Genomic DNA, 20,307 nt, shown 5'->3' with positions numbered 1-20,307 from the left:
GATACAAAACTTAGGTAAAGAAGCTCTCGTTTCTTTACACAAAAAAATAACGAATAACTTTAGAACTAATAAAATATGACATTTTAATAGAATAAATATTTTAATTAAGAATAAATATATAACTTAGTGAACGATTGTTAACCAAATACCCATTTAATAACTTTCAAAATATCACATCATGAGTAGAATAGAAAATGACCTTATTAGCAGTCTGCCTGTTCCTGATAATGCTTATTATGGAATACACACTCAAAGAGCAATCAACAATTTTAACATTTCAGGAATAAAGTTATCACATTATCCTCAGTTCATTAAAGCTTTAGCCTATGTAAAATGGGCAGCAGCCGAAGCGAATTATGAACTTGGAGTCTTGAATAAAGACATTCACGATGCAATAATAGAAGCCTGTAAAAAAGTTATAGAAGGAAACTACAACGATCAGTTCCCGAGTGATATGCTACAAGGGGGTGCAGGAACCTCTACTAACATGAATATCAACGAGGTTGTTGCAAATATTGCTTTAGAGATTATGGGACACAAAAAGGGAGAGTATCAATACTGTTCTCCTTACGACCACGTAAATCTTTCTCAGTCGACAAACGATGCTTATCCGACAGGCGTAAAGCTAGGGATTCTCTTTTACAATGAAATGATAGAAGACACCTTGATTGAGCTAATAACAGCCCTCAAGCAAAAAGGACAGGAATTGAAGCATGTAATAACAATGGGGCGTACCCATCTACAAGATGCCATACCAATGACATTGGGACAACAATTTGACGCATACGCTGCGACTTTGGAGAAAGAGAAGACTTCTCTGAGACAAAGCGTAAATTTGTGCCTCGAAATAAACATGGGAGCAACAGCTGTAGGTACAGGACTGAATGCTATTCCCGGTTATGACGCATTATGTGCTAAAAACCTGACACGTCTCACTCGATTCAATTTTACCTCTGCAAAGAATCTGGTAGAAGCCACATCAAATACAGGTAGTTTCGTAGCCTATTCTTCTGCATTGAAAAAGTTAGCGACAAAGCTTTCCAAAATATGCAACGACCTTAGAATACTAGCCTCAGGGCCACGCTGCGGAGTACACGAAATAAATCTTCCGCCGATGCAAGCAGGTTCTTCTATTATGCCGGGGAAAGTAAATCCGGTTATTCCTGAAGTCGTTTCTCAGACATGCTTTAGAGTACTGGCAAATGATTTTGCGGTAACAATGGCTGCTGAAGCAGGTCAGCTACAACTGAATGTTATGGAACCTATTATAACATATACTTTACTCGAATCGCAAAACCTGCTTAACAATGCAATGGCCTGCCTCACGAAAAACTGTATCGAGGGTATTACTGCTAATGAAGAACATTGCAAAAGTCTTGTTATGAATAGTATCGGGCTCGTCACTGCATTGAATCCGTATATAGGCTATGAGAATAGCACGGCTATAGCAAAAGAAGCTTTGGAAACAGGAGCGAATGTGTATAATCTGGTACTGAAAAAGAATATACTATCTAAAGATGATTTGGATAGAATATTAAATCCGGAAAATATGACGGGTGTGAAATAACCCCTCCATTTTGAAAATGGAAAAGGAGTGAAAATGTTTTTTTCACTCCTTTTCTTATTTCGACAAAAAACTTATTTCTATTAATCTTCGTCTTTCTGGCTTTCTGCGTATTCTTTCAACAGCTTATCCTGAACATCCGAAGGTACGAGTTCATAGCTGGCAAACTTCATCGTAAATGAAGCACGCCCACCCGTTAAGGAACTGAGCGAGATAGAATAATTAGACATTTCTTTCAAAGGAACTTTTGCCTTCAAGACTTCTATTCCTCGTTCGCTTTCCATCCCCATTATCATAGCTCGACGCCCTTGCAGGTCACTCATCACATCCCCCATTTTGTCCGAAGGGACAAATACAGATATATCATATATAGGTTCAAGAATTTTAGGTCCTGCATTTTTAAATGCTTCACTAAAGGCATTACGGCCGGCAAGCATAAATGATATTTCATTCGAATCTACCGGGTGCATTTTACCATCATATACAACTACACGAACGTCACGTGCATAAGAACCTGTTAGCGGTCCTTGTTCAAGGCGAGACATGATGCCTTTAAGTATGGCAGGAAGGAAGCGAGCATCAATTGCACCTCCTACAATACTATTCACAAATACGAGTTTGCCCCCCCAATCTAAATTATACGTTTGGGTATCACGTGCCTGCACTTTAAATTCCTGACCATTAAATCTATATACATCAGGTGCTGGCATACCCTCTGTATATGGCTCTACAACCAGATGCACCTCTCCAAATTGCCCGGCTCCCCCCGATTGTTTTTTATGACGATAGTCTGCACGAGCTGCTTTGGTAATTGTTTCACGATAAGGAATCCTAGGTTCTGAGAAAACAATTGGAATCTTATCATTGTTTTCAATTCTCCATTTCAACGTTTTAAGATGAAACTCTCCTTGTCCTGATACGATCAACTGTTTTAGCTCTTTCGAATTTTCTATTAACCATGTAGGATCTTCTTCGCGCATACGCTGCAATACTTCATTCATTTTTTCAGTATCTTTTTCGTTTTCAGCTTTTATTGCACGACGATATTTAGGATCAGGATATTTTATAAAGTCGAATTTATTATCAACGCCTTTTGCATTCAATGTATTCCCCGTACGAACATCTTTGAGCTTCACTGCCGCACCGATGTCGCCCGCTATAAGCTCTTCTACTTTTGTACGTTGTTGTCCTGCAGGAGCGAATATTTGCCCTATACGTTCTTTAGAGCCCCTATTTGTATTGATAAGATCATCACCTTCATGTACCTTTCCGCTCATTACTTTAAAGTATGACACTTCACCTACATGAGGCTCAACGGTTGTTTTGAAGAAAAACAAGCTGGTTGGAGCTTCCGAATCCGGTTTTATTTCTTCTCCTTCTGTATTTACCGGAGCCGGTAAATCGCGTACGTAAGGAACTACATTTCCCAAAAACTCCATTGTACGACGCACACACATATCTTTTTCGGCCGACACACAGAAAATCGGATATAAATCACGATGCACTAATCCCCAACGGATTCCCATACGCATTTCATCTTCTGTGAGTGTTCCCTGATCAAAGAATTTTTCCATCAGAGACTCTTCATTTTCTGCTGCGGCTTCTACTAATTTCTGCTTTAATTCTCTTGCTTTTTCCAGTTCTTCATCCGGAATATCAAGCACCTCAGGAGCTCCACCTTCCGGTTTCCATCTAAGCATTTTATATTTTAATATATCAATCACAGCATTAAAACCTTCGCCACAATTGATAGGGTATTGTATTTGTACTGCCTTTTCGCCATACTCAGCTTTGAGTTGAGCGACAACGTTATCAAAGTCAGCCTTAGGATGATCAAGTTGATTAACGATGAAAACAACAGGTTTTTGAAGCTTTTGAGTATATCTCAATTGATTTATAGTACCCACTTCCATGCCATACTGTGCATTAAGTACCATAAGTGCAGTGTCTGTCACATTGAGTGATGTAACAACATTTCCGACAAAATCATCAGATCCCGGACAATCAATAAAATTCAATTTTCGGTTCATCCATTCCACAGAGAAAATGCTGGAAAAAACGGAATATCCATATTCTTTTTCCACAGGGAAATAGTCCGAGACAGTATTTCCATCTTTAACACTTCCTCTGCGTTTAATGACGCCGGCTTCAAAGAGCATGGCTTCGGCGAGAGTGGTTTTGCCCGCTCCCGAACTACCAAGAATTGCGATGTTCTTGATTTCTTGTGTTTGGTAAGTTCTCATGGCTAAATGTTTTTTACATGGTTAATATTATTCCTTTTACCAAATTGCCTCCATTTTGAGGCGATGTTTTCCAAAATTAATGAAATGTTCTGATGAAATAGCAAAAAAACGTATGTTATTTAGTTATAAAAGTTAGCATATAATGAATTTCAACCAAAAGATTCAAAATAAATTATCTACGATTGCTTACCTTTGCTCATATTGAGATAGATGAATAGATGGATACCGAAAAAATAAAAAGCTATATCGAAACTATCATTTCCCTCTCAGACGAAGAATGGGAAATATTGAGTACCCATATTGAATATAAAATTCTGAAAAAGAATGAACATCTCTTGCAGGAGGGTGTGATCTGCAATTTTATAGCCTTCATTAATAAAGGCGTATTGATATACTGCAAAGAACTGGAGAATGGAAATGGGATGACCACAGATATGGCTTTTGAAGGAGAATGGGTAACTGATAATTATAGCCGCCTCAAAAGACTACCTTCTCATCTTAATATAAAAGCTATTGAGGATTGTGAACTCTGGATAATAAAAGAAAAAGATCTGCCTTATCTTTATCAAAGAATACCTTCTCTCGAACATTTTGGGAGAATACTTACAGAGCAAGCTTTTATAAAAATAACTCAAATACGTATCGATCTACAAACTCTATCTGCAAAAGAAAGATATTTAAAGCTATTCCGTAATCATCCTGAAATATTTCAAAGAATACCCCTGCATTATATTGCTAATTACCTCGGAATTGCACCTAAATCATTAAGCCGTATAAGAAATACGATTTTCAGAAAAGAGTAATTTGGTAACAAATGTGGAGTAATCAATTGCTTTTCTATCCGGATATTTGTCATAGTTATTAAAATATCAGAATATGAAAAAGCAATTAATAGTATTCATTCTTCTTGGATTGGCAGTTAGTATATCTGCACAAGAAACAATACCCCAGAAAAACAAGCAAAGCCATGAAGTAAAGCAAGCTTTTGAAGCAGAAAGTTTATTTCCCATGTTTCTTACCGGAGGTTATCATTTTGCCTTAGGGTATAGATATGAAAGATGGAGAGTAAGAGTTAGCGTTATTAACGGGGGATCGTACAATGCCGAGACAGCGGGAATAAACAATTCAGCCGACGACTTTAAAAGATATTACAAAACCGCTCCGGGTTTATTCTTAGGATATAATGTATGGAAGAACCTCGATATATATACATTTATAGAGGCTCATAAGTTTGAAATTGAGCAAAAAGGTACAGGTGTTAAAAAGGATATGAGAAGCCTTGATTTTGGAGGTGGAATAGGTTACCAATTGTTTATATGGCGCAACCTTTATATACAACCGGCTGTACATATATATTTGAGAAAAGATAAAAGTCTTGATTTTGATCAGGTACAATACAATATCCCCAATATGGATATCTCACCTGTGCTCAGGATAGGATACAGAATATGGAGTAAATAATTTATCTACACAACCGCGCAGAAGGCTCCTAATTAAATAATTAAGAGCCTTCTATTGTTTTATAGTCACCACTCTTAAAATTGTGATATTTTTTCACTTATCAGAGTCATTTTATCAAGCTTTTGATATAACTTTAGGTTTCTAAATAAAACCTTGTTAACAGCATATACACCTATGGAAAAAATCACGACTAAAGAAGTCCTTGAATGGGCAAAAGACTTTCTCGTAAGAGCAGAAAAAGAGTTAACCCCCGAGGAAGTCAAAGAACAAAAAAAGTTTGCTTCACTCATTCAAACCCCTTCTAATAAAACTGTCTTATCTAAAATGCTCGACGAATCGTCACAGATAAGAGATAAAAAACTTGTTGTTAAGCGAATGAAAGAGCTTATCAACGAATATGGCGTTCCGGACTTCTTTAGCTCATTCGATCGGCTCCAGCTAAAACTTTTTATGAACTTTGGTTCTCTGGCTCCGGGAATAGCAGTTCCTTTATTCAATAGAAGATTACGTGAAGAGACCAACAAGATAATCATAGCCGAAGAACGCCCTACACTTACAGGACATTTATCAGGCAGATGGAATTCCAAAATAGGGCAAAATGTTAATTTATTAGGTGAAGTCGTTCTTGGCGATGGCGAAGCAAGGAACAGATACGAACATTATCTGGAAGCGTTAAAAGAACCGGATATAAATTACATTTCAATCAAGCTATCGGGTATATATGCTCAAATACATTCGCTGAGCTACGAGCAAAATAAAAAAGAGCTTTGCGAATTAGTCGCAACCATTTACCAGCAGGCAATAGATTATCCATATACAGATCAGGGGGGAGTAACCCGACCTAAATTTGTGAATCTGGATATGGAAGAATATAAAGATACACACCTTACGCTCGATGTATTCGAAGAAGTATTGAGCATGCCTCAATTCAAGAATTACATGGCAGGTATTGTAATACAAGCCTATCTACCCGATGCAGGATTATTTCAGGAACGCTTATTAAAATTTGCGAAGAAACGTGTGGCCGAAGGAGGCTCTCCTTTAAAAATGCGCTTGGTAAAAGGAGCAAACCTTCAGATGGAAAGTATTGTATCTTCACTAAAAGGCTGGCCAAATCCTATACTACCTACAAAAGTAGAAGTAGATGCCAACTATATGCACATTCTTGACATAGCCTTAGAGCCCGAAAATGCAAAAGCGTTACATGTAGGTGTGGCATCGCACAATTTCTTTAGTATTGCTTATGCCTATCTGCTCAGTGAAAAGAACGGTGTTGGCGATTGTGTCACATTCGAGATGCTAGAGGGAATGGCAAACAATCTTCCGCGAGTAATAAGAGGCCTCAATAAACAAATCATTCTGTACACCCCGGTAGTTAAAAAGGCACATTTCCTTAATGCTATTTCATATCTCGTTCGGCGTCTGGATGAAAATACAGGAAAAGACAACTTCCTTAGCTATTCATTCAACTTGAAGCTTGATAGTCCTCAATGGAACTTCCTAACAAATCAGTTCCTCGAAGCATATAAATTGAAAGATAGTATAGTTCCAAAATCATTCAGGACACAGAACAGGAAAGAAAAACCTATTCCGGTAAAAGATATAAATGTATTCAATAACGAACCCGACACCGATCTTGACTTAGGTGCAAATAGAGAATGGGCATTAGAAGCACTGCGCAAATGGGGTACGCTTGTAGACGACAAAAACTTTGTTGTACCTGTTCAGATAGGAGATAAAGAAGTTATTACCGAACACAAAAAGAAGTACTATGATCGCAGCCGAAATGATCAGGTCTGTTTCTGCGAAGCAAATCTATCGTCACTCGATCAGATAAAAGAAATAATAAGTGTTGCCGAAGAAGACAAATCGGACTGGAGAAAGACGGATGTAAACAAACGAAATGAAACACTCCACCAAGTAGCCGAAAATTTAAGTGCGAAGCGAGGAGATCTTATCGGATGTATGGCAGCTATCACCGGAAAGACATTCGGCGAGGGAGACGTAGAAGTATCTGAAGCTATCGACTTCTGCCGCTTTTATCCGATTACGATGAAGCAGTTTGCAGGACTAAGTACTGTTGAGTACCAACCAAAGGGTATCATTTTGGTGATTCCACCTTGGAACTTCCCGCTTGCAATCCCTGTAGGTGGCGTTGCCGCTGCTTTAGCCGGAGGAAATACAGTTATACTAAAACCTGCTACAGTAGCTTTGCCGATAGCATGGGAGTTTGCGAAATGCTTCTGGGATGCGGGTGTACCTAAAGATGCGCTACAAGTTGTATGCAGTGCAGATCGCTCTTCGTTAGACTATCTTACTGCTCACCCTTCTGTAAAACATATAATACTTACCGGAGGTACTGATACAGCATTCCGCTTATTGGAAAACAGCCCTAAGACTCCATTATCGGCAGAAACAGGCGGTAAGAACGCAATCATACTCACTGCCAATGGCGATCAGGATCATGCCATACAAAATGTGGTATCATCAGCCTTCGGAAATGCAGGACAAAAATGCTCGGCATGTTCACTATTCCTGGTAGACAAAACCATATACAATGACGAGAACTTCAAGTCGAAACTTCGAGATGCTGTAACAAGCCTGCGTACAGGTAGTGTATGGGATACGATGAATATGGTAGGCCCAATGATAACTAACGACAACGATAAGTTGACGCATGCCATCAACAATCTCGAACCGGGTGAATCGTGGCTAGTTGCTCCGGAGTTTTTGGATGATAAGAAATATATACTCAAGCCTACTGTAAAATGGGGCGTTAAACCGGGTAGCTTTACTTTTAAGAATGAGTTGTTTGCTCCTCTATTATCTGTTGTATGCATAGACGGACTGAAAGAAGGAATAGAGTATGCCAATTCATCAGAGTATGGTCTTACTGCCGGATTACAAAGTCTGGATGAAGCAGAGCACGATCTCTGGAAAAACAGTATTGAGGCCGGAAACCTATATATCAACAGAGGGATAACCGGAGCCATCGTAAACCGTCAACCATTTGGAGGAATGAAACGTTCTGCCTTTGGCGGAGGCATCAAAGCCGGAGGTCCTAATTATGTATCATGCTTTGTCGAATTCACAGAAAAAGATGTAACAGGTGGATCTGAATATAAATACAATATAGGTGATCTTCTGACTGATATAAAAGAAAAGGCTCGCCTAAACTTTGCTTACGACAGTTATTCAAAAGCGTGGCTAAATGAATTCTCGAAAGCAAGAGATGTGAATCACCTCTATGGTGAAGAAAACATCTTCCGCTATTTACCTCTCAAGAGTATAGGTTTGCGCATACAAGAATCAGACTCTTTGTGCGATATCATGTTAATCTTGTTAGCGTCTAATAGGTCGGGAACACCTGTTGTAGTTAGTATTTCGGGTAGCGACGAAAAATTAGAGGCTATAGAAAAGGCTTCAAGTATGCTGTCGGGTATCCACATCAAGATACAAGACGAAGAAAAGTTTGTAGAAGAAATGGATTCATACGAACGTATACGCACTTGTACTACAGACCTTTCTGACGCAATCTATCGGAAAGCGGCAAAATTAGGAAAGCATATCGCATCCGACAAGCCATTAATTGAAGGACGTATCGAACTGTTGCACTATATGAAAGAACAAAGTATTGCCTACGAGTACCATCGTTACGGCAGTATTTTTGGTGAAGATAATAAATAAGTCCAATTTTTTTGAATGAAGAGAAGAGCCCTCAACCTAGATTATTAGGTTAAAGAGCTCTTTTTTCATTGGGAATGACTAAACAATCAATCTCTATATACCTAGCATAACGCCGATGGTGTAAGTATTTAGATCAGGCCCTTTATCTTTCTCAAACATCGAGAATGGAGCATAGTAACCATATACACTAACATCCCTTATCCCAACTTGCAACCTCAATCTCATATCTATAGGACGTATATTCAGATCGCGCCCCATATTCACGACTTGCTTCTTATCGTTTTCATAATATTTAACTTGCGATTTGGAATAGTATTTGAAGAAGCCCACTACCCCACCGGATATATGAAAATCTGACACCTGATATTCCAACAAGAGAGGAATAGTTATGTAATAAGCTAATAGTTTTGTCGATTTGTAATTAACACCCTCCGGAGCAGGAACAAAAGACGTAACACCATTCACTTGAGTCAAAGCGGCATTATCATCAAAATGATAACGAGACCATTCTGTTCCTATTCCACTAACAAATAGCCAATTAGTTTTTCCTATCTGCTTCTGAAAGTCGAAAAGATTGACTGTAAAATTATGAGAACTGCTCATCTTTAATTTTCCGAAAGGAATATCTTTGTCACTATAGTTCATAAATCCCATACCGAATCCTGTCCAGTGAGAACTCAAACTTTTTCGTTTATTCCACGAAAAGATAAAATTGTAGGTCGATCCATTGTAAAGAACACTGCTCTCGTTATCATCCTTGGGTATTAACTCCTGAGTTTCTGTCGTAGAAACAATAACGGTATCCCCTGTATTCCTATTTATCTCCTTGATGATCTGTACTGTTTTTACTATCGTATCCTGCAATACAATCTCATCGGCATTTGCGGATATTACAACAAAACAAAAAGCTAAGAACGCAACTATTTTTTTCATATTACTATTGTATTTTTAAACGTTTATCATTCACATAAATAAAAAGATCTTTCAATTTTTTCAGCTCCGAATCGAGCCTTGCGGGTGGGAAGTTCCCTTTCAGATAAACGATTGTTATCTTATCAGGTTTATTCTTATACAAAATATATTCACCTGTTTTGCCCGATTTGTCTTTGCCTACATAATATGTCCCCGACTCCACTTTTCCATTTTTCTTAACTTCCGATACTATCACATTTTTGTCTATATCAAGTTTCAGGAGATTTAGAACATCTCTGTCCTTGGCTACATCATTATTCATAATAAGGCTTTTGTAAAAAGTAATATTACTGCCCTGTGAAAGTATGTCGGACGATAGTTGTACGAGCACTGATCCCTCTTGTTTGCCATATTTGTCAAATATGCTTTTTATATTCAGGTGATCTTGTGCTAAAGCAGACATGGATATAATCTGCAATAAACAATATAACATCAATACTTTATATTTCATAATTTTCTAATTTATTCAGTAAAAGAATCCAAAATCCCGATTTGGCTGCTCACTACATCATTATCGACTTCTGATACAACGCGAATAGAATTGAGTGCAGCAACACTGACCTCAGCCTCATCCGTAAGTTTCTTTCCATCAACATATACAAATGTTCCGCCCATATCATTACCAACCGATACTGAATTGAATGATCTGATGCCTATTATCAATAATATACTGGCGGCAACACTTATCCATACATAAAAAGGTATTTTCTTCTTTTTCTTTTCTACGGCAACCTCTTTTCTTTCTGCTGAAAAATAGTTGAACATAGGTGCATATACCTTATGCCGATCTTCGATCTGGGACTGACGAAAATAATTTCGTAAGATACTTTCCTCTTCCAGGGTAGTTTGCCCCTCAAAGTATTTTTCTAAAAGCAAATCTATATCACTCATCCTATTTTCGTATTACATTATTCATACTCAAAAATTTGTCTCTAACAGCCTTACGTGCCCTCGAAAGGTTTACCCTTACAGTACTTTCCTCAGAGCCTATAATTGCTGCGATTTCGCCCAATTCATATCCATCTACATCTCGCAATGTTATAATATGGCGTTGAGTTTCGGGCAAAGAGTCGATAATATTCCTGATGATCAACACACTGTCTTGTTGTTCAGTAAATGTATATGGAGTTATCGAATTTCCGGCAATGGATATACCATCGAGCGAAACATTATGCCTCTCCGCCCTCAACCTGTCAATACATATATTCTTCAACGTCTGCATTGCAAATCCACCAACATTAGGATGATTGCTCAACTGAGATCGCTGATTCCATAACCTCAAATAGGTTTCCTGAACAGCATCCTCAGCATCTACCTCATTAGCCAGCATATTCTTTGCAACATTCTGCAGCTTGTTGCGTAGAGGTACAACATCCGATTTGAACTTTTCTAACTCCATGTATCTAGATAACGAACCACACTGAAATTTGTAACAGAAAAAGTAACATTTTAATTATATCACCAAAAACATATCAATTACCACCCTGTCGAAAGACTAACACAACAATCACATATACAACAATATACAATAAATTAAAAATAAAAAGGTGACAAAAGTGACACTTATTTCACTCTCTTTACTTGTCACTTTTCTGTTACTTTTTTATAAGCTACTTACTTATATAAGACAAATTTATTCATAAAAACATTACAGATTACAAATAAAAGTAATTTGACAAAATATTTAAAAATAATATTTAATCATTTGTTTAAATCAATATTTTAATTTACGTTTGTAGCTCAATTAAGAAATAAACAGAATACATCACAAAATGGAAAAAGATATTTCGACAGAAGAAAAAATAAAAAATGCAGCCCGAAAAGTATTTCATGAAAAAGGATATGGGCAAGCCCGAACTCGCGACATAGCAGAAGAAGCGGGAATAAACCTAGCCTTACTCAACTATTATTTCAGGAGTAAGGAAAAGCTTTTTGATATAATTATGAAAGAAAGCTTACAAGAAATGTTTGGACTGATCGTAAATATTGTAAATGCAGAAGATATTAGTCTTTCTGATAAGATAGACATGATTGTTGCGCGCTATATAGACTCTATCTCAAAGAATCCGAATTTACCCCTATTTGTACTAAGTGAAATACAAGCCAATCCTCACAAAATAATAGAAAATGTGGGGCTTAAAGGAAAATCTATCGCAAATAATTATCTATTTAAACAGATACAGGAACAAACAGACAAAAAAGGGATAAAAGGAGTAACCCCGCTTCAGATTTTTATAAATATAGTATCCATGTCTATTTTCCCTATCGTAGGAAAGCCTTTATTAATGAACCTGCATGCTCCTTTCGGAGAAAAAGAATATGAGATATTTATAGAAGAACGAAAAGCATTAATTCCACAATGGATAAAAATGATGCTTAAAATAGATGAATAATAGAATCAGCATGAAAAAATCATTAATCATCATCACATATTCGCTTTTCTTTTCAACAATGGCTTTTGCTCAAAACACACTTACCATAGAGCAATGCCAGCAAATGGCAAAAGAAAATTATCCGCTTATAAAACGGTACGGATTGATTGAGCGGTCGAAAGAATATAATCTCTCAAATGCCGGAAAAGGCTATTTGCCCCAATTCTCATTATCGGCTAAAGCCTCTTATCAATCGGAAGTGACAAAGATACCTATCGATATCAAGGGTATAGATATCAAAGGGCTGAGCAAAGATCAGTATTCTGCTGCAATAGATGTTACCCAAACGATATGGGACGGAGGCGTAATAAACAGCAAAAAAGATATCACAAAAGCATCGTCCTATGCTGAGCAAAAACAGCTGGACGTTGATCTGTATAAGATAGTCTATCAGGTAAACCAAATGTATTTTGGCATCTTGCTACTCGATGCAAGATTGAAACAGAACACTCTTTTACAAGAAGAGTTGCAACGGAATTTCGACCTGATATCAAGCTATATAATCAACGGAATAGCAAACCAATCAGACTTGGATGCGATAAAAGTAGAGCAACTGAAAACTGTACAAAATAAAGCACAGATCGTTTCAAACAAAAAAGCATACGTGGATATGTTAGGTATTCTTATCGGACAAAAGCTAGACGAAAACATCACCCTGCCAAAACCGAATGCGGACAATTTGACCATATCATCACAAGTAAAACGACCTGAGCTGGAGTTGTTCGACGCACAATTAGTAAATCTAGAAACGCAAAAGAAAGCAATAAAAGCGGGCTACATGCCCAAACTTGGACTATTTCTCACCGGTGGCTATGGAAAACCTGCGCTGAATATGCTCAATAATGATTTCTCGGCATATTACATCGGAGGAATACGTTTGTCTTGGAACTTTGGAAGCTTGTACACACAAAAAAACGACAGAAAACTAATAGAAACGAATCAGGATAATATTGCAACTTCACGAGAAACATTCCTTTTCAATACAAGTTTGGAAACCTCTCAAGAGCAAAACGAAATAAACAAGAATAAAGACTTGCTAAAATATGATGACGATATAGTCATCCTTCGCAACAATGTAAAGCGAGCAACCGAAGCAAAGGTTGCAAACGGAACATCAACCGTCATTGACCTCATGCGCGATGTGAATGCAGAAGATCTCGCAAAGCAAGACAGAATACAACATGAGATAGAATTGCTTCAAGCTATTTACAACTTAAAATATACAACAAACAATTAAACAAGAAGTAAGAAATAACGATATACTTTTCTCTCTACATCAAATGAAAAATAATATATGAAAACAATAAAAAATATAGTTTATGCAAGCATCATACTCTTGCTTACAGCTTGCGGAAAAGGGAATGGAGACTATGATGCATCCGGCGTTTTTGAGACTACTGAGGTAATTGTATCAGCCGAAGCAAACGGAAAGATTATACAGCTCAATTTCATTGAAGGACAACAAGTAGAACAAGGAAAGCCTCTCGGATATATAGATACCGTACAATTATATCTAAAAAAGATGCAACTTCTCACCAATGCCAGTGCAGTAAAAAGCGGACGTGTAGATATACCAAGACAGATAGCAGCGATAAAGCAACAAATTGCAACCCAGAAAAACGAGCAAAAACGATTCGAGAACTTGGTAAAGGCAAACGCTGCAAATCAAAAGCAATTAGATGATATAAATGCACAGATACTTGTTCTTGAAAGGCAGTTAACTGCACAAACGGAATTATTAGAAAATTCGAACAAAAATATATCAGAACAAAGCTCGGGACTGGGCGTGCAAGTAGCTCAAATAAATGACCAGATACAGAAATCTATTATCAGTAGCCCTATCAATGGGACTATCCTGTCTAAATATGCAGAACAAGGAGAACTTGCAACACAGGGAAGAGCTTTATTTAAAGTAGCAGACATCGAACACATGTTCCTTCGGGCATACATTACAGCAAGCCAATTGATACAAGTGAAAATAGGACAAGCCGTAAAAGTATATGCAGACTTTGGAGAGAAAGAAATGAAAGAATATTCAGGGACTATAACCTGGATATCGGATAAGTCGGAGTTTACGCCAAAAACAGTACAGACTCGTGACGAACGGGCTAACTTGGTATATGCCGTAAAAGTAGCTGTAAAGAACGATGGATACCTAAAGTATGGAATGTACGGAGAATTAAAATTGAATTAAAACACAAAGCTATGTTGAAAGAGCTGATAAATAGTGACACCAAACTTATTTGTGATGCGCTTGCCGAAAAAGGAATGCTTACGATACATGATCTCGAAGTAATAACAGGCTATAGAGAAATGTATATTTATCTGGCTCTGGGATGGTTGTCTAAAGAAAATAAGATTAACTATGTGGATAAAGATGATGACTTATACATTGAATTGAACGAATAAAATATGAAAGCTGTTTCAGTTCAAAATATAAAAAAAAGCTACAAATCGGTACAGGCTCTCAACGATATAAGCTTCGATGTAGAGCAAGGAGAGATATATGGCATTATAGGACCCGATGGCGCGGGTAAAACAAGCCTTTTCAGGATACTTACTACCTTGCTGCTTGCAGATAGTGGCAATGCAAAGGTAGATGGTTTGGACATTGTGAAAGACTATAAAGAAATACGGAATAGAATAGGCTATATGCCGGGAAGATTCTCGCTCTATCAGGATTTAAGCGTGGAAGAGAATTTAGAGTTTTTTGCTACGGTATTTAATACAACCATACAGGAAAATTATCATCTGATAAAAGATATATACCAACAGATAGAACCGTTCAAGGATCGCAAAGCAGGAAAACTATCCGGCGGTATGAAACAAAAGCTGGCATTGTGCTGTGCATTGATACATAAGCCTTGTATATTATTTCTGGACGAACCCACTACAGGAGTAGACCCTGTGTCGCGGAAAGAATTCTGGGATATGCTTAAAATGCTGAAAGAGCAAAATATTACGATACTTGTATCCACTCCCTATATGGACGAGGCTAAACTCTGCGATCGCATAGCTCTGATACAAAATGGGTCTTTCCTCGACGTAGAAACACCACAGAATATAATAAACCGATACCCGGAGATATTATGGTCTGCACAGGCTGATGATATGTATAAACTACTAAAAGACCTCAGAGGTCATAATATGATAAAAACATGTTTTGCGTTTGGGGAAGTACACCATATCACAGTAAATAAAGATTTTTCGATAAATGAACTGAATGAATATCTCATCAACAATGGACATACAGGCATTGACATACACGAAATAAATCCAAGTATAGAAGATTGTTACATGCTATTGGCTCAAAACGAAAAACAATGAACGAAACGGTTATACATACAGAAAAACTGACAAAGAAATTTGGGAATTTCACAGCTGTAGATAATATATCTTTTAGTGTAGAAAAAGGGGAAATATTCGGATTCCTAGGCGCTAATGGTGCGGGCAAAACCACAGCCATGCGTATGCTTTGCGGATTGAGCTATCCAAGTTCGGGGAAAGGCTTCGTTGCCGGATACGACATATCGAAGCAACAAGAAGCTGTAAAGAAGAGCATCGGCTATATGAGTCAAAAATTTTCTTTGTACGAAGACTTGAAGGTGTGGGAAAACATCAGGCTATTTGGAGGAATATACGGAATGAAAGAAAAGGCTATTGAAACTAAAACCGCCCAAACGCTCGACGAACTGGGTTTTGCCAAAGAACGGAATACATTAGTAAAGGAATTACCGTTGGGTTGGAAACAAAAGCTTGCTTTCTCCGTATCTATATTCCATGAACCCAAGATTGTATTTCTGGACGAACCCACAGGTGGAGTAGATCCAGCTACCCGCAGACAATTTTGGGAACTCATATATCAAGCTGCCGACAGAGGAATTACCGTATTTGTTACAACTCACTATATGGACGAAGCCGAGTACTGTAATCGAATTTCGATTATGGTAGATGGCAAAATAGAGGCGTTGGATACACCAAAGAATCTACGCCACCGGTTCAATGCCAAAAACATGGATGACGTTTTTCAACAACTGGCACGAAAAGCAAAACGCTCTGATAATTGATATTATGAAACAATTTCTCTCTTTTGTAAAAAAAGAATTCTACCATATATTCCGCGATAAGCGTACTATGCTGATCTTACTGGGAATGCCCATTGTGCAGATCATTATATTTGGCTTTGCTATAACCACAGAGCTCAAAAACACACAGATTGCTGTGTTCGACCTCTCGAAGGATATTTCGACACAGCGTATCATCGAACAGCTTGAAGCAAGCGAATACTTTACAGTCTCACAGGTTTTGAATAGTCCCGATGATATTGAACAGGTTTTCAGGGAAGGAAAAGTAAGCATGGTAGTTGTATTCGGAGAAAACTTCAACAGCAACTTGTTACATACAGGAGAGGCTTCTATACAACTCATAGCCGATGCTACAGACCCCAATCAATCGCTTATGCAAACAGGGTATGCTACAAATATAATATCGTCATATCAACAAGAATTGATGCGTGAGCTCAACGTTCCTTTTCGCATAATACCCGAGGTAAAGATGCTGTATAACCCTCAGTTAAAAGGTGCATACAATTTCGTACCGGGGGTTATGGGACTTATCCTCATGATGATATGTGCCATGATGACATCGATAGCCATTGTACGTGAAAAAGAAATGGGCACAATGGAAGTATTACTTGCTTCGCCGATAAAGCCTATTTATATCATTCTGGCTAAAGCAGTACCATATTTTACGCTATCGGTAGTGAATCTCACTTCGATATTGTTATTATCATACTTTGTTCTCAAAGTACCTGTAGCCGGAAGCCTGTTTTGGCTTGCTGTTATATCATTCATATTCATTGCGGTAGCACTCTCGCTAGGGCTATTTGTATCTACTATTGCAAATACGCAAGTAACGGCGATGCTGATTTCGGGAATGGGTTTTATGATGCCCGTCATGTTGTTATCAGGTATGATATATCCGATAGAAAGTATGCCGGAAGTACTACAATGGATATCAAATATTATTCCTGCTAAATGGTACATCGATGCAATAAAAAAACTGATGATACAGGGCGTAGGTGTAGAATTTATATTAAAAGATATGGCTATTCTCGTATCTATGTTCATATTACTGATTACAATAAGTTTGAAAAAGTTTAAAGTTAGATTAGGCTGATTATCATGATAAAGTTTTTGATCGAAAAAGAGTTTAAACAGATTATGCGGAACTCATTTCTTCCGAGATTAATCATAGGCATGCCAATTATGATGATGCTCATTATGCCTTGGGCTGCCAATCAGGAGATAAAAAACATTAAGCTAAGTATTGTTGATAATGATCATAGCACTTATTCCGAAAGATTAGTCCGCAAGGCAACCTCATCCGGATATTTTCATCTTACGGATGTCTCTTTATCGGGTGATAAAGCTTCGCATAGTATCGAGTCGGGTAAAGCAGATGTTATACTCGAAATACAACCCAATTTTGAGAAAAACCTTGTAAAAACAGGAGTGGCTAATGTTATGATATCCGCAAATACAGTCAATGGCGTGAAAGGCTCACTAAGTTCTTCATATATGGGTGCTATACTATCCGATTTTTCATCGGATATCAGAGAAGAATGGTCTCCCAAAAGAGAGGGTGCAGTATTACCCGTTATTAACATCGTACCTCAGTACAAATTCAATCCTAATTTGGATTATAAAGTCTTTATGGTTCCGGCATTGATGGTAATACTACTTACACTGCTAACCGGCTTCCTGCCGGCACTAAACATTGTAAGCGAAAAAGAAATGGGTACAATAGAGCAGATGAACGTAACTCCCGTAAATAAATTTACATTCATTTTAGCAAAGCTTATTCCGTACTGGGTTATCGGATTCACGGTGCTTACTATCTGTTTTGGGTTCGCAGCATTTGTCTATAATATATTACCGGTTGGCAGCCTGTTAACAATCTATCTTTTTTCGGGAATTTATATTCTGGTGGTATCCGGATTCGGACTGGTTATCTCCAACTATTCAAATACCATGCAGCAAGCTATGTTCGTGATGTTCTTCTTTATAATGATTCTGATATTAATGAGCGGTCTGTTTACTCCGATAAGCAGTATGCCCGAATGGGCTAAGATTGTTACGATTTTCAATCCTTTGAAGTATTTCATACAAGTGATGCGAATGGTTTATCTCAAGGGTAGTGTATTTATGGACTTAACCACACAGATGTTTGCATTACTGGGATTTGTGGTGTTTTTCAACACTTGGGCTATCATCAGTTATAAAAAGACAAACTAAAAAAGTAGTAGGAGGCTTATTATCACAACAAACCTCCTACTTTATCAACCTATTTTAACATTCAAAATGTTATTCTATTTTTTCCATAATTTTTCCATATCTTCTAACGTCTTACCTTTTGTTTCAGGTAAACGTTTCCATACAAACAATGCTGCAAGAATTGCAAGTGAGCCATATACCCAGTATGCAAATCCGTGATTGAACATCGTTACTAATGTATCGTTCTTGTCCATGATAGGGAATGTCCAAGAGATTAAGAAGTTTGATACCCATTGTGCAGCTACAGCAATAGACATTACGCTCGAACGCACCGAGTTAGGGAATATCTCTGCGAGCATAACCCAACAAACAGGTCCCCATGACATAGCGAAACCGGCTGTATATGTAAGCATAAACACAAGTTTCAATGTACCGGGTAATCCTTGAGAAAAAGATGTCCCCAAGCCAAGCATAGATACTGCCATCACTAAAGCTCCTGTAATCAACAGAGGCTTACGTCCGAATTTATCAACAGTCATAATAGCCAATACTGTAAACGACAGATTGATAATACCTACAATGATAGTTTGCAACAGTGCCGAGTCTGTACCCGATCCCATACTCTTAAATATTTCGGGAGCATAGTATAACACAACGTTAATACCCACAAATTGCTGAAATGCAGATAACAATACGCCTGTCATTATAATCAGGAATCCATAAGATTTAACAGGAACATACAATGCTATTACAAAGCTTGCTATCATAGAGATTTCCAATGCACTTGAAACTCCGACTAACGATAGGGAAATAAGACCCACAACAAATAAGATAAGCCATGTCATCATAAAACGATAATATGGTTTTAATGATGCTGTTTCCTCATTATCAAAACTTTGTCTTATTTCCACCATTTCTTGCTTAGCCATTGTGCTACCTACAAGCTTGGTAAGAATACCCTCTGCCTTTGCGGTGTGACCTTTCATCACAAGCCATCTTGGTGTTTCGGGTGCAATAAACAATAAAAGGAAGAATATGACTGATGGAATAGCTAGCGAAGCAAACATCCATCTCCATCCTGTTGTATGGAGCCACTCTGTGTCTCCTTGTTTTGCTATAAAATAATTTACAAAATATACTACCAGCATACCAAATATTATGGCAAACTGATTAAGTCCTACAAGGCTACCTCTCTTGCTGGGAGGTGCTATTTCTGCGATGTACATAGGAGAGACCATCGAAGCTATACCAACTCCTACACCACCGATTATACGATAAAAAACAAAATGATATACAAAAGAGTGATCTCCTGCACTAGGCATCTGGAAACCTATTTCGGGCCATGCAGACCCTATTGCTGCTAATAGAAATAAAATAGCCGCAGCAAACAATGCTTTTTTACGTCCAAAAGTCTGACTTACCCAACCTGCCATAGCCGCACCAAAGATACAGCCAATCAGAGCGCTACTTATCACGAAGCCTTCCATTGCATTGGCCTCGTTCAATGATAATCCCATCGGCTCTATAAAAAAGTGACGGAGCGACTCTACCGTACCAGAGATAACTGCCGTGTCGTAACCGAACAGCAATCCACCCAGTGTGGCAATCAGTGTCAGTTTTAGCGTATATGATTTACTCGCTTCATTTTTCATTGGTCAATAATTATTTAAGGA

The 20,307-nt window shown here is 37.9% G+C and carries 17 protein-coding genes and 1 pseudogene; 12 read left to right on the top strand and 6 right to left on the bottom strand.

Annotated features, from left to right (window positions below; translation table 11 throughout):
- Nucleotides 1-178: 178 nt before the first annotated feature.
- Complete coding sequence (locus LDB17_RS13295; protein WP_252636630.1) at nt 179-1,567, top strand: aspartate ammonia-lyase; 1,389 nt, start codon at nt 179-181, stop codon at nt 1,565-1,567.
- A gap of 80 nt (nt 1,568-1,647) precedes the next feature.
- Here LDB17_RS13295 and LDB17_RS13290 read toward each other — a convergent pair whose 3' ends face one another.
- Nucleotides 1,648-3,807 (bottom strand): translation factor GTPase family protein, encoded by a 2,160-nt coding sequence (locus LDB17_RS13290; protein ID WP_252636631.1) that lies wholly within the window; start codon nt 3,805-3,807, stop codon nt 1,648-1,650.
- 218 nt (nt 3,808-4,025) lie between these two features.
- Here LDB17_RS13290 and LDB17_RS13285 point away from each other — a divergent pair, with 218 nt between their 5' ends.
- The 3 genes from LDB17_RS13285 (at nt 4,026) to LDB17_RS13275 (ending at nt 8,955) form a co-directional block, all read left to right on the top strand.
- Nucleotides 4,026-4,610 (top strand): Crp/Fnr family transcriptional regulator, encoded by a 585-nt coding sequence (locus tag LDB17_RS13285; RefSeq protein WP_252636632.1) that lies wholly within the window; start codon nt 4,026-4,028, stop codon nt 4,608-4,610.
- A gap of 73 nt (nt 4,611-4,683) precedes the next feature.
- A complete protein-coding gene (locus tag LDB17_RS13280; RefSeq protein ID WP_252636633.1) occupies nt 4,684-5,268 on the top strand; it encodes a hypothetical protein in 585 nt (194 codons plus the stop codon).
- Between the two features lie 174 nt (nt 5,269-5,442).
- Nucleotides 5,443-8,955, top strand: a complete 3,513-nt coding sequence (locus tag LDB17_RS13275) for a bifunctional proline dehydrogenase/L-glutamate gamma-semialdehyde dehydrogenase (RefSeq protein WP_252636634.1) — start codon at nt 5,443-5,445, stop codon at nt 8,953-8,955.
- 93 nt (nt 8,956-9,048) lie between these two features.
- Here the strand turns inward: LDB17_RS13275 and LDB17_RS13270 are convergent, their stop codons facing one another.
- From LDB17_RS13270 to LDB17_RS13255, 4 genes are read right to left on the bottom strand one after another with little or no spacing between them, the layout of a single operon-like run.
- The gene (locus LDB17_RS13270) at nt 9,049-9,888 is read right to left on the bottom strand and encodes a hypothetical protein (protein WP_252636635.1); all 840 of its coding nucleotides are present in this window, start codon (nt 9,886-9,888) and stop codon (nt 9,049-9,051) included.
- Nucleotides 9,889-9,892: 4 nt separating this feature from the next.
- Nucleotides 9,893-10,378, bottom strand: coding sequence for a hypothetical protein (locus LDB17_RS13265; protein WP_252636636.1), 486 nt, complete (start codon nt 10,376-10,378; stop codon nt 9,893-9,895).
- 11 nt (nt 10,379-10,389) lie between these two features.
- Nucleotides 10,390-10,818: a hypothetical protein gene (locus tag LDB17_RS13260; protein WP_252636637.1), complete on the bottom strand. Its 429-nt coding sequence runs from the start codon at nt 10,816-10,818 to the stop codon at nt 10,390-10,392.
- A 1-nt stretch (nt 10,819) separates the two neighbouring features.
- Nucleotides 10,820-11,326 (bottom strand): RNA polymerase sigma factor, encoded by a 507-nt coding sequence (locus tag LDB17_RS13255; protein ID WP_252636638.1) that lies wholly within the window; start codon nt 11,324-11,326, stop codon nt 10,820-10,822.
- A gap of 373 nt (nt 11,327-11,699) precedes the next feature.
- Here LDB17_RS13255 and LDB17_RS13250 point away from each other — a divergent pair, with 373 nt between their 5' ends.
- The 8 genes and pseudogenes from LDB17_RS13250 (at nt 11,700) to LDB17_RS13215 (ending at nt 18,655) form a co-directional block, all read left to right on the top strand.
- Entirely contained in the window at nt 11,700-12,320 is a 621-nt protein-coding gene (locus tag LDB17_RS13250) for a TetR/AcrR family transcriptional regulator (RefSeq protein ID WP_252636639.1), read from the top strand.
- A 10-nt stretch (nt 12,321-12,330) separates the two neighbouring features.
- Nucleotides 12,331-13,596 (top strand): TolC family protein, encoded by a 1,266-nt coding sequence (locus LDB17_RS13245; RefSeq protein ID WP_252636640.1) that lies wholly within the window; start codon nt 12,331-12,333, stop codon nt 13,594-13,596.
- 57 nt (nt 13,597-13,653) lie between these two features.
- Complete coding sequence (locus tag LDB17_RS13240; RefSeq protein ID WP_252636641.1) at nt 13,654-14,553, top strand: HlyD family secretion protein; 900 nt, start codon at nt 13,654-13,656, stop codon at nt 14,551-14,553.
- A gap of 11 nt (nt 14,554-14,564) precedes the next feature.
- On the top strand, nt 14,565-14,768 hold the full coding sequence (locus LDB17_RS13235; protein ID WP_252636642.1) for a winged helix-turn-helix domain-containing protein: 204 nt from the start codon (nt 14,565-14,567) through the stop codon (nt 14,766-14,768).
- Nucleotides 14,769-14,771: 3 nt separating this feature from the next.
- The gene (locus LDB17_RS13230; protein ID WP_252636643.1) at nt 14,772-15,686 is read left to right on the top strand and encodes an ABC transporter ATP-binding protein; all 915 of its coding nucleotides are present in this window, start codon (nt 14,772-14,774) and stop codon (nt 15,684-15,686) included.
- A gap of 8 nt (nt 15,687-15,694) precedes the next feature.
- Nucleotides 15,695-16,426: pseudogene (locus LDB17_RS13225) on the top strand (ABC transporter ATP-binding protein); the annotation flags it as partial.
- A gap of 4 nt (nt 16,427-16,430) precedes the next feature.
- Nucleotides 16,431-17,537 (top strand): ABC transporter permease, encoded by a 1,107-nt coding sequence (locus tag LDB17_RS13220; protein WP_252636645.1) that lies wholly within the window; start codon nt 16,431-16,433, stop codon nt 17,535-17,537.
- Between the two features lie 5 nt (nt 17,538-17,542).
- The gene (locus LDB17_RS13215; RefSeq protein ID WP_252636646.1) at nt 17,543-18,655 is read left to right on the top strand and encodes an ABC transporter permease; all 1,113 of its coding nucleotides are present in this window, start codon (nt 17,543-17,545) and stop codon (nt 18,653-18,655) included.
- Nucleotides 18,656-18,729: 74 nt separating this feature from the next.
- Here LDB17_RS13215 and xylE read toward each other — a convergent pair whose 3' ends face one another.
- Complete coding sequence (xylE, locus tag LDB17_RS13210; RefSeq protein ID WP_252636647.1) at nt 18,730-20,286, bottom strand: D-xylose transporter XylE; 1,557 nt, start codon at nt 20,284-20,286, stop codon at nt 18,730-18,732.
- Nucleotides 20,287-20,307 lie beyond the last annotated feature (21 nt).

This window comes from Dysgonomonas sp. Shenzhen-Wh21 (assembly GCF_043392705.1).
Classification (GTDB): domain Bacteria; phylum Bacteroidota; class Bacteroidia; order Bacteroidales; family Dysgonomonadaceae; genus Dysgonomonas.
This window is presented reverse-complemented; position numbering and strand designations above follow the sequence as displayed.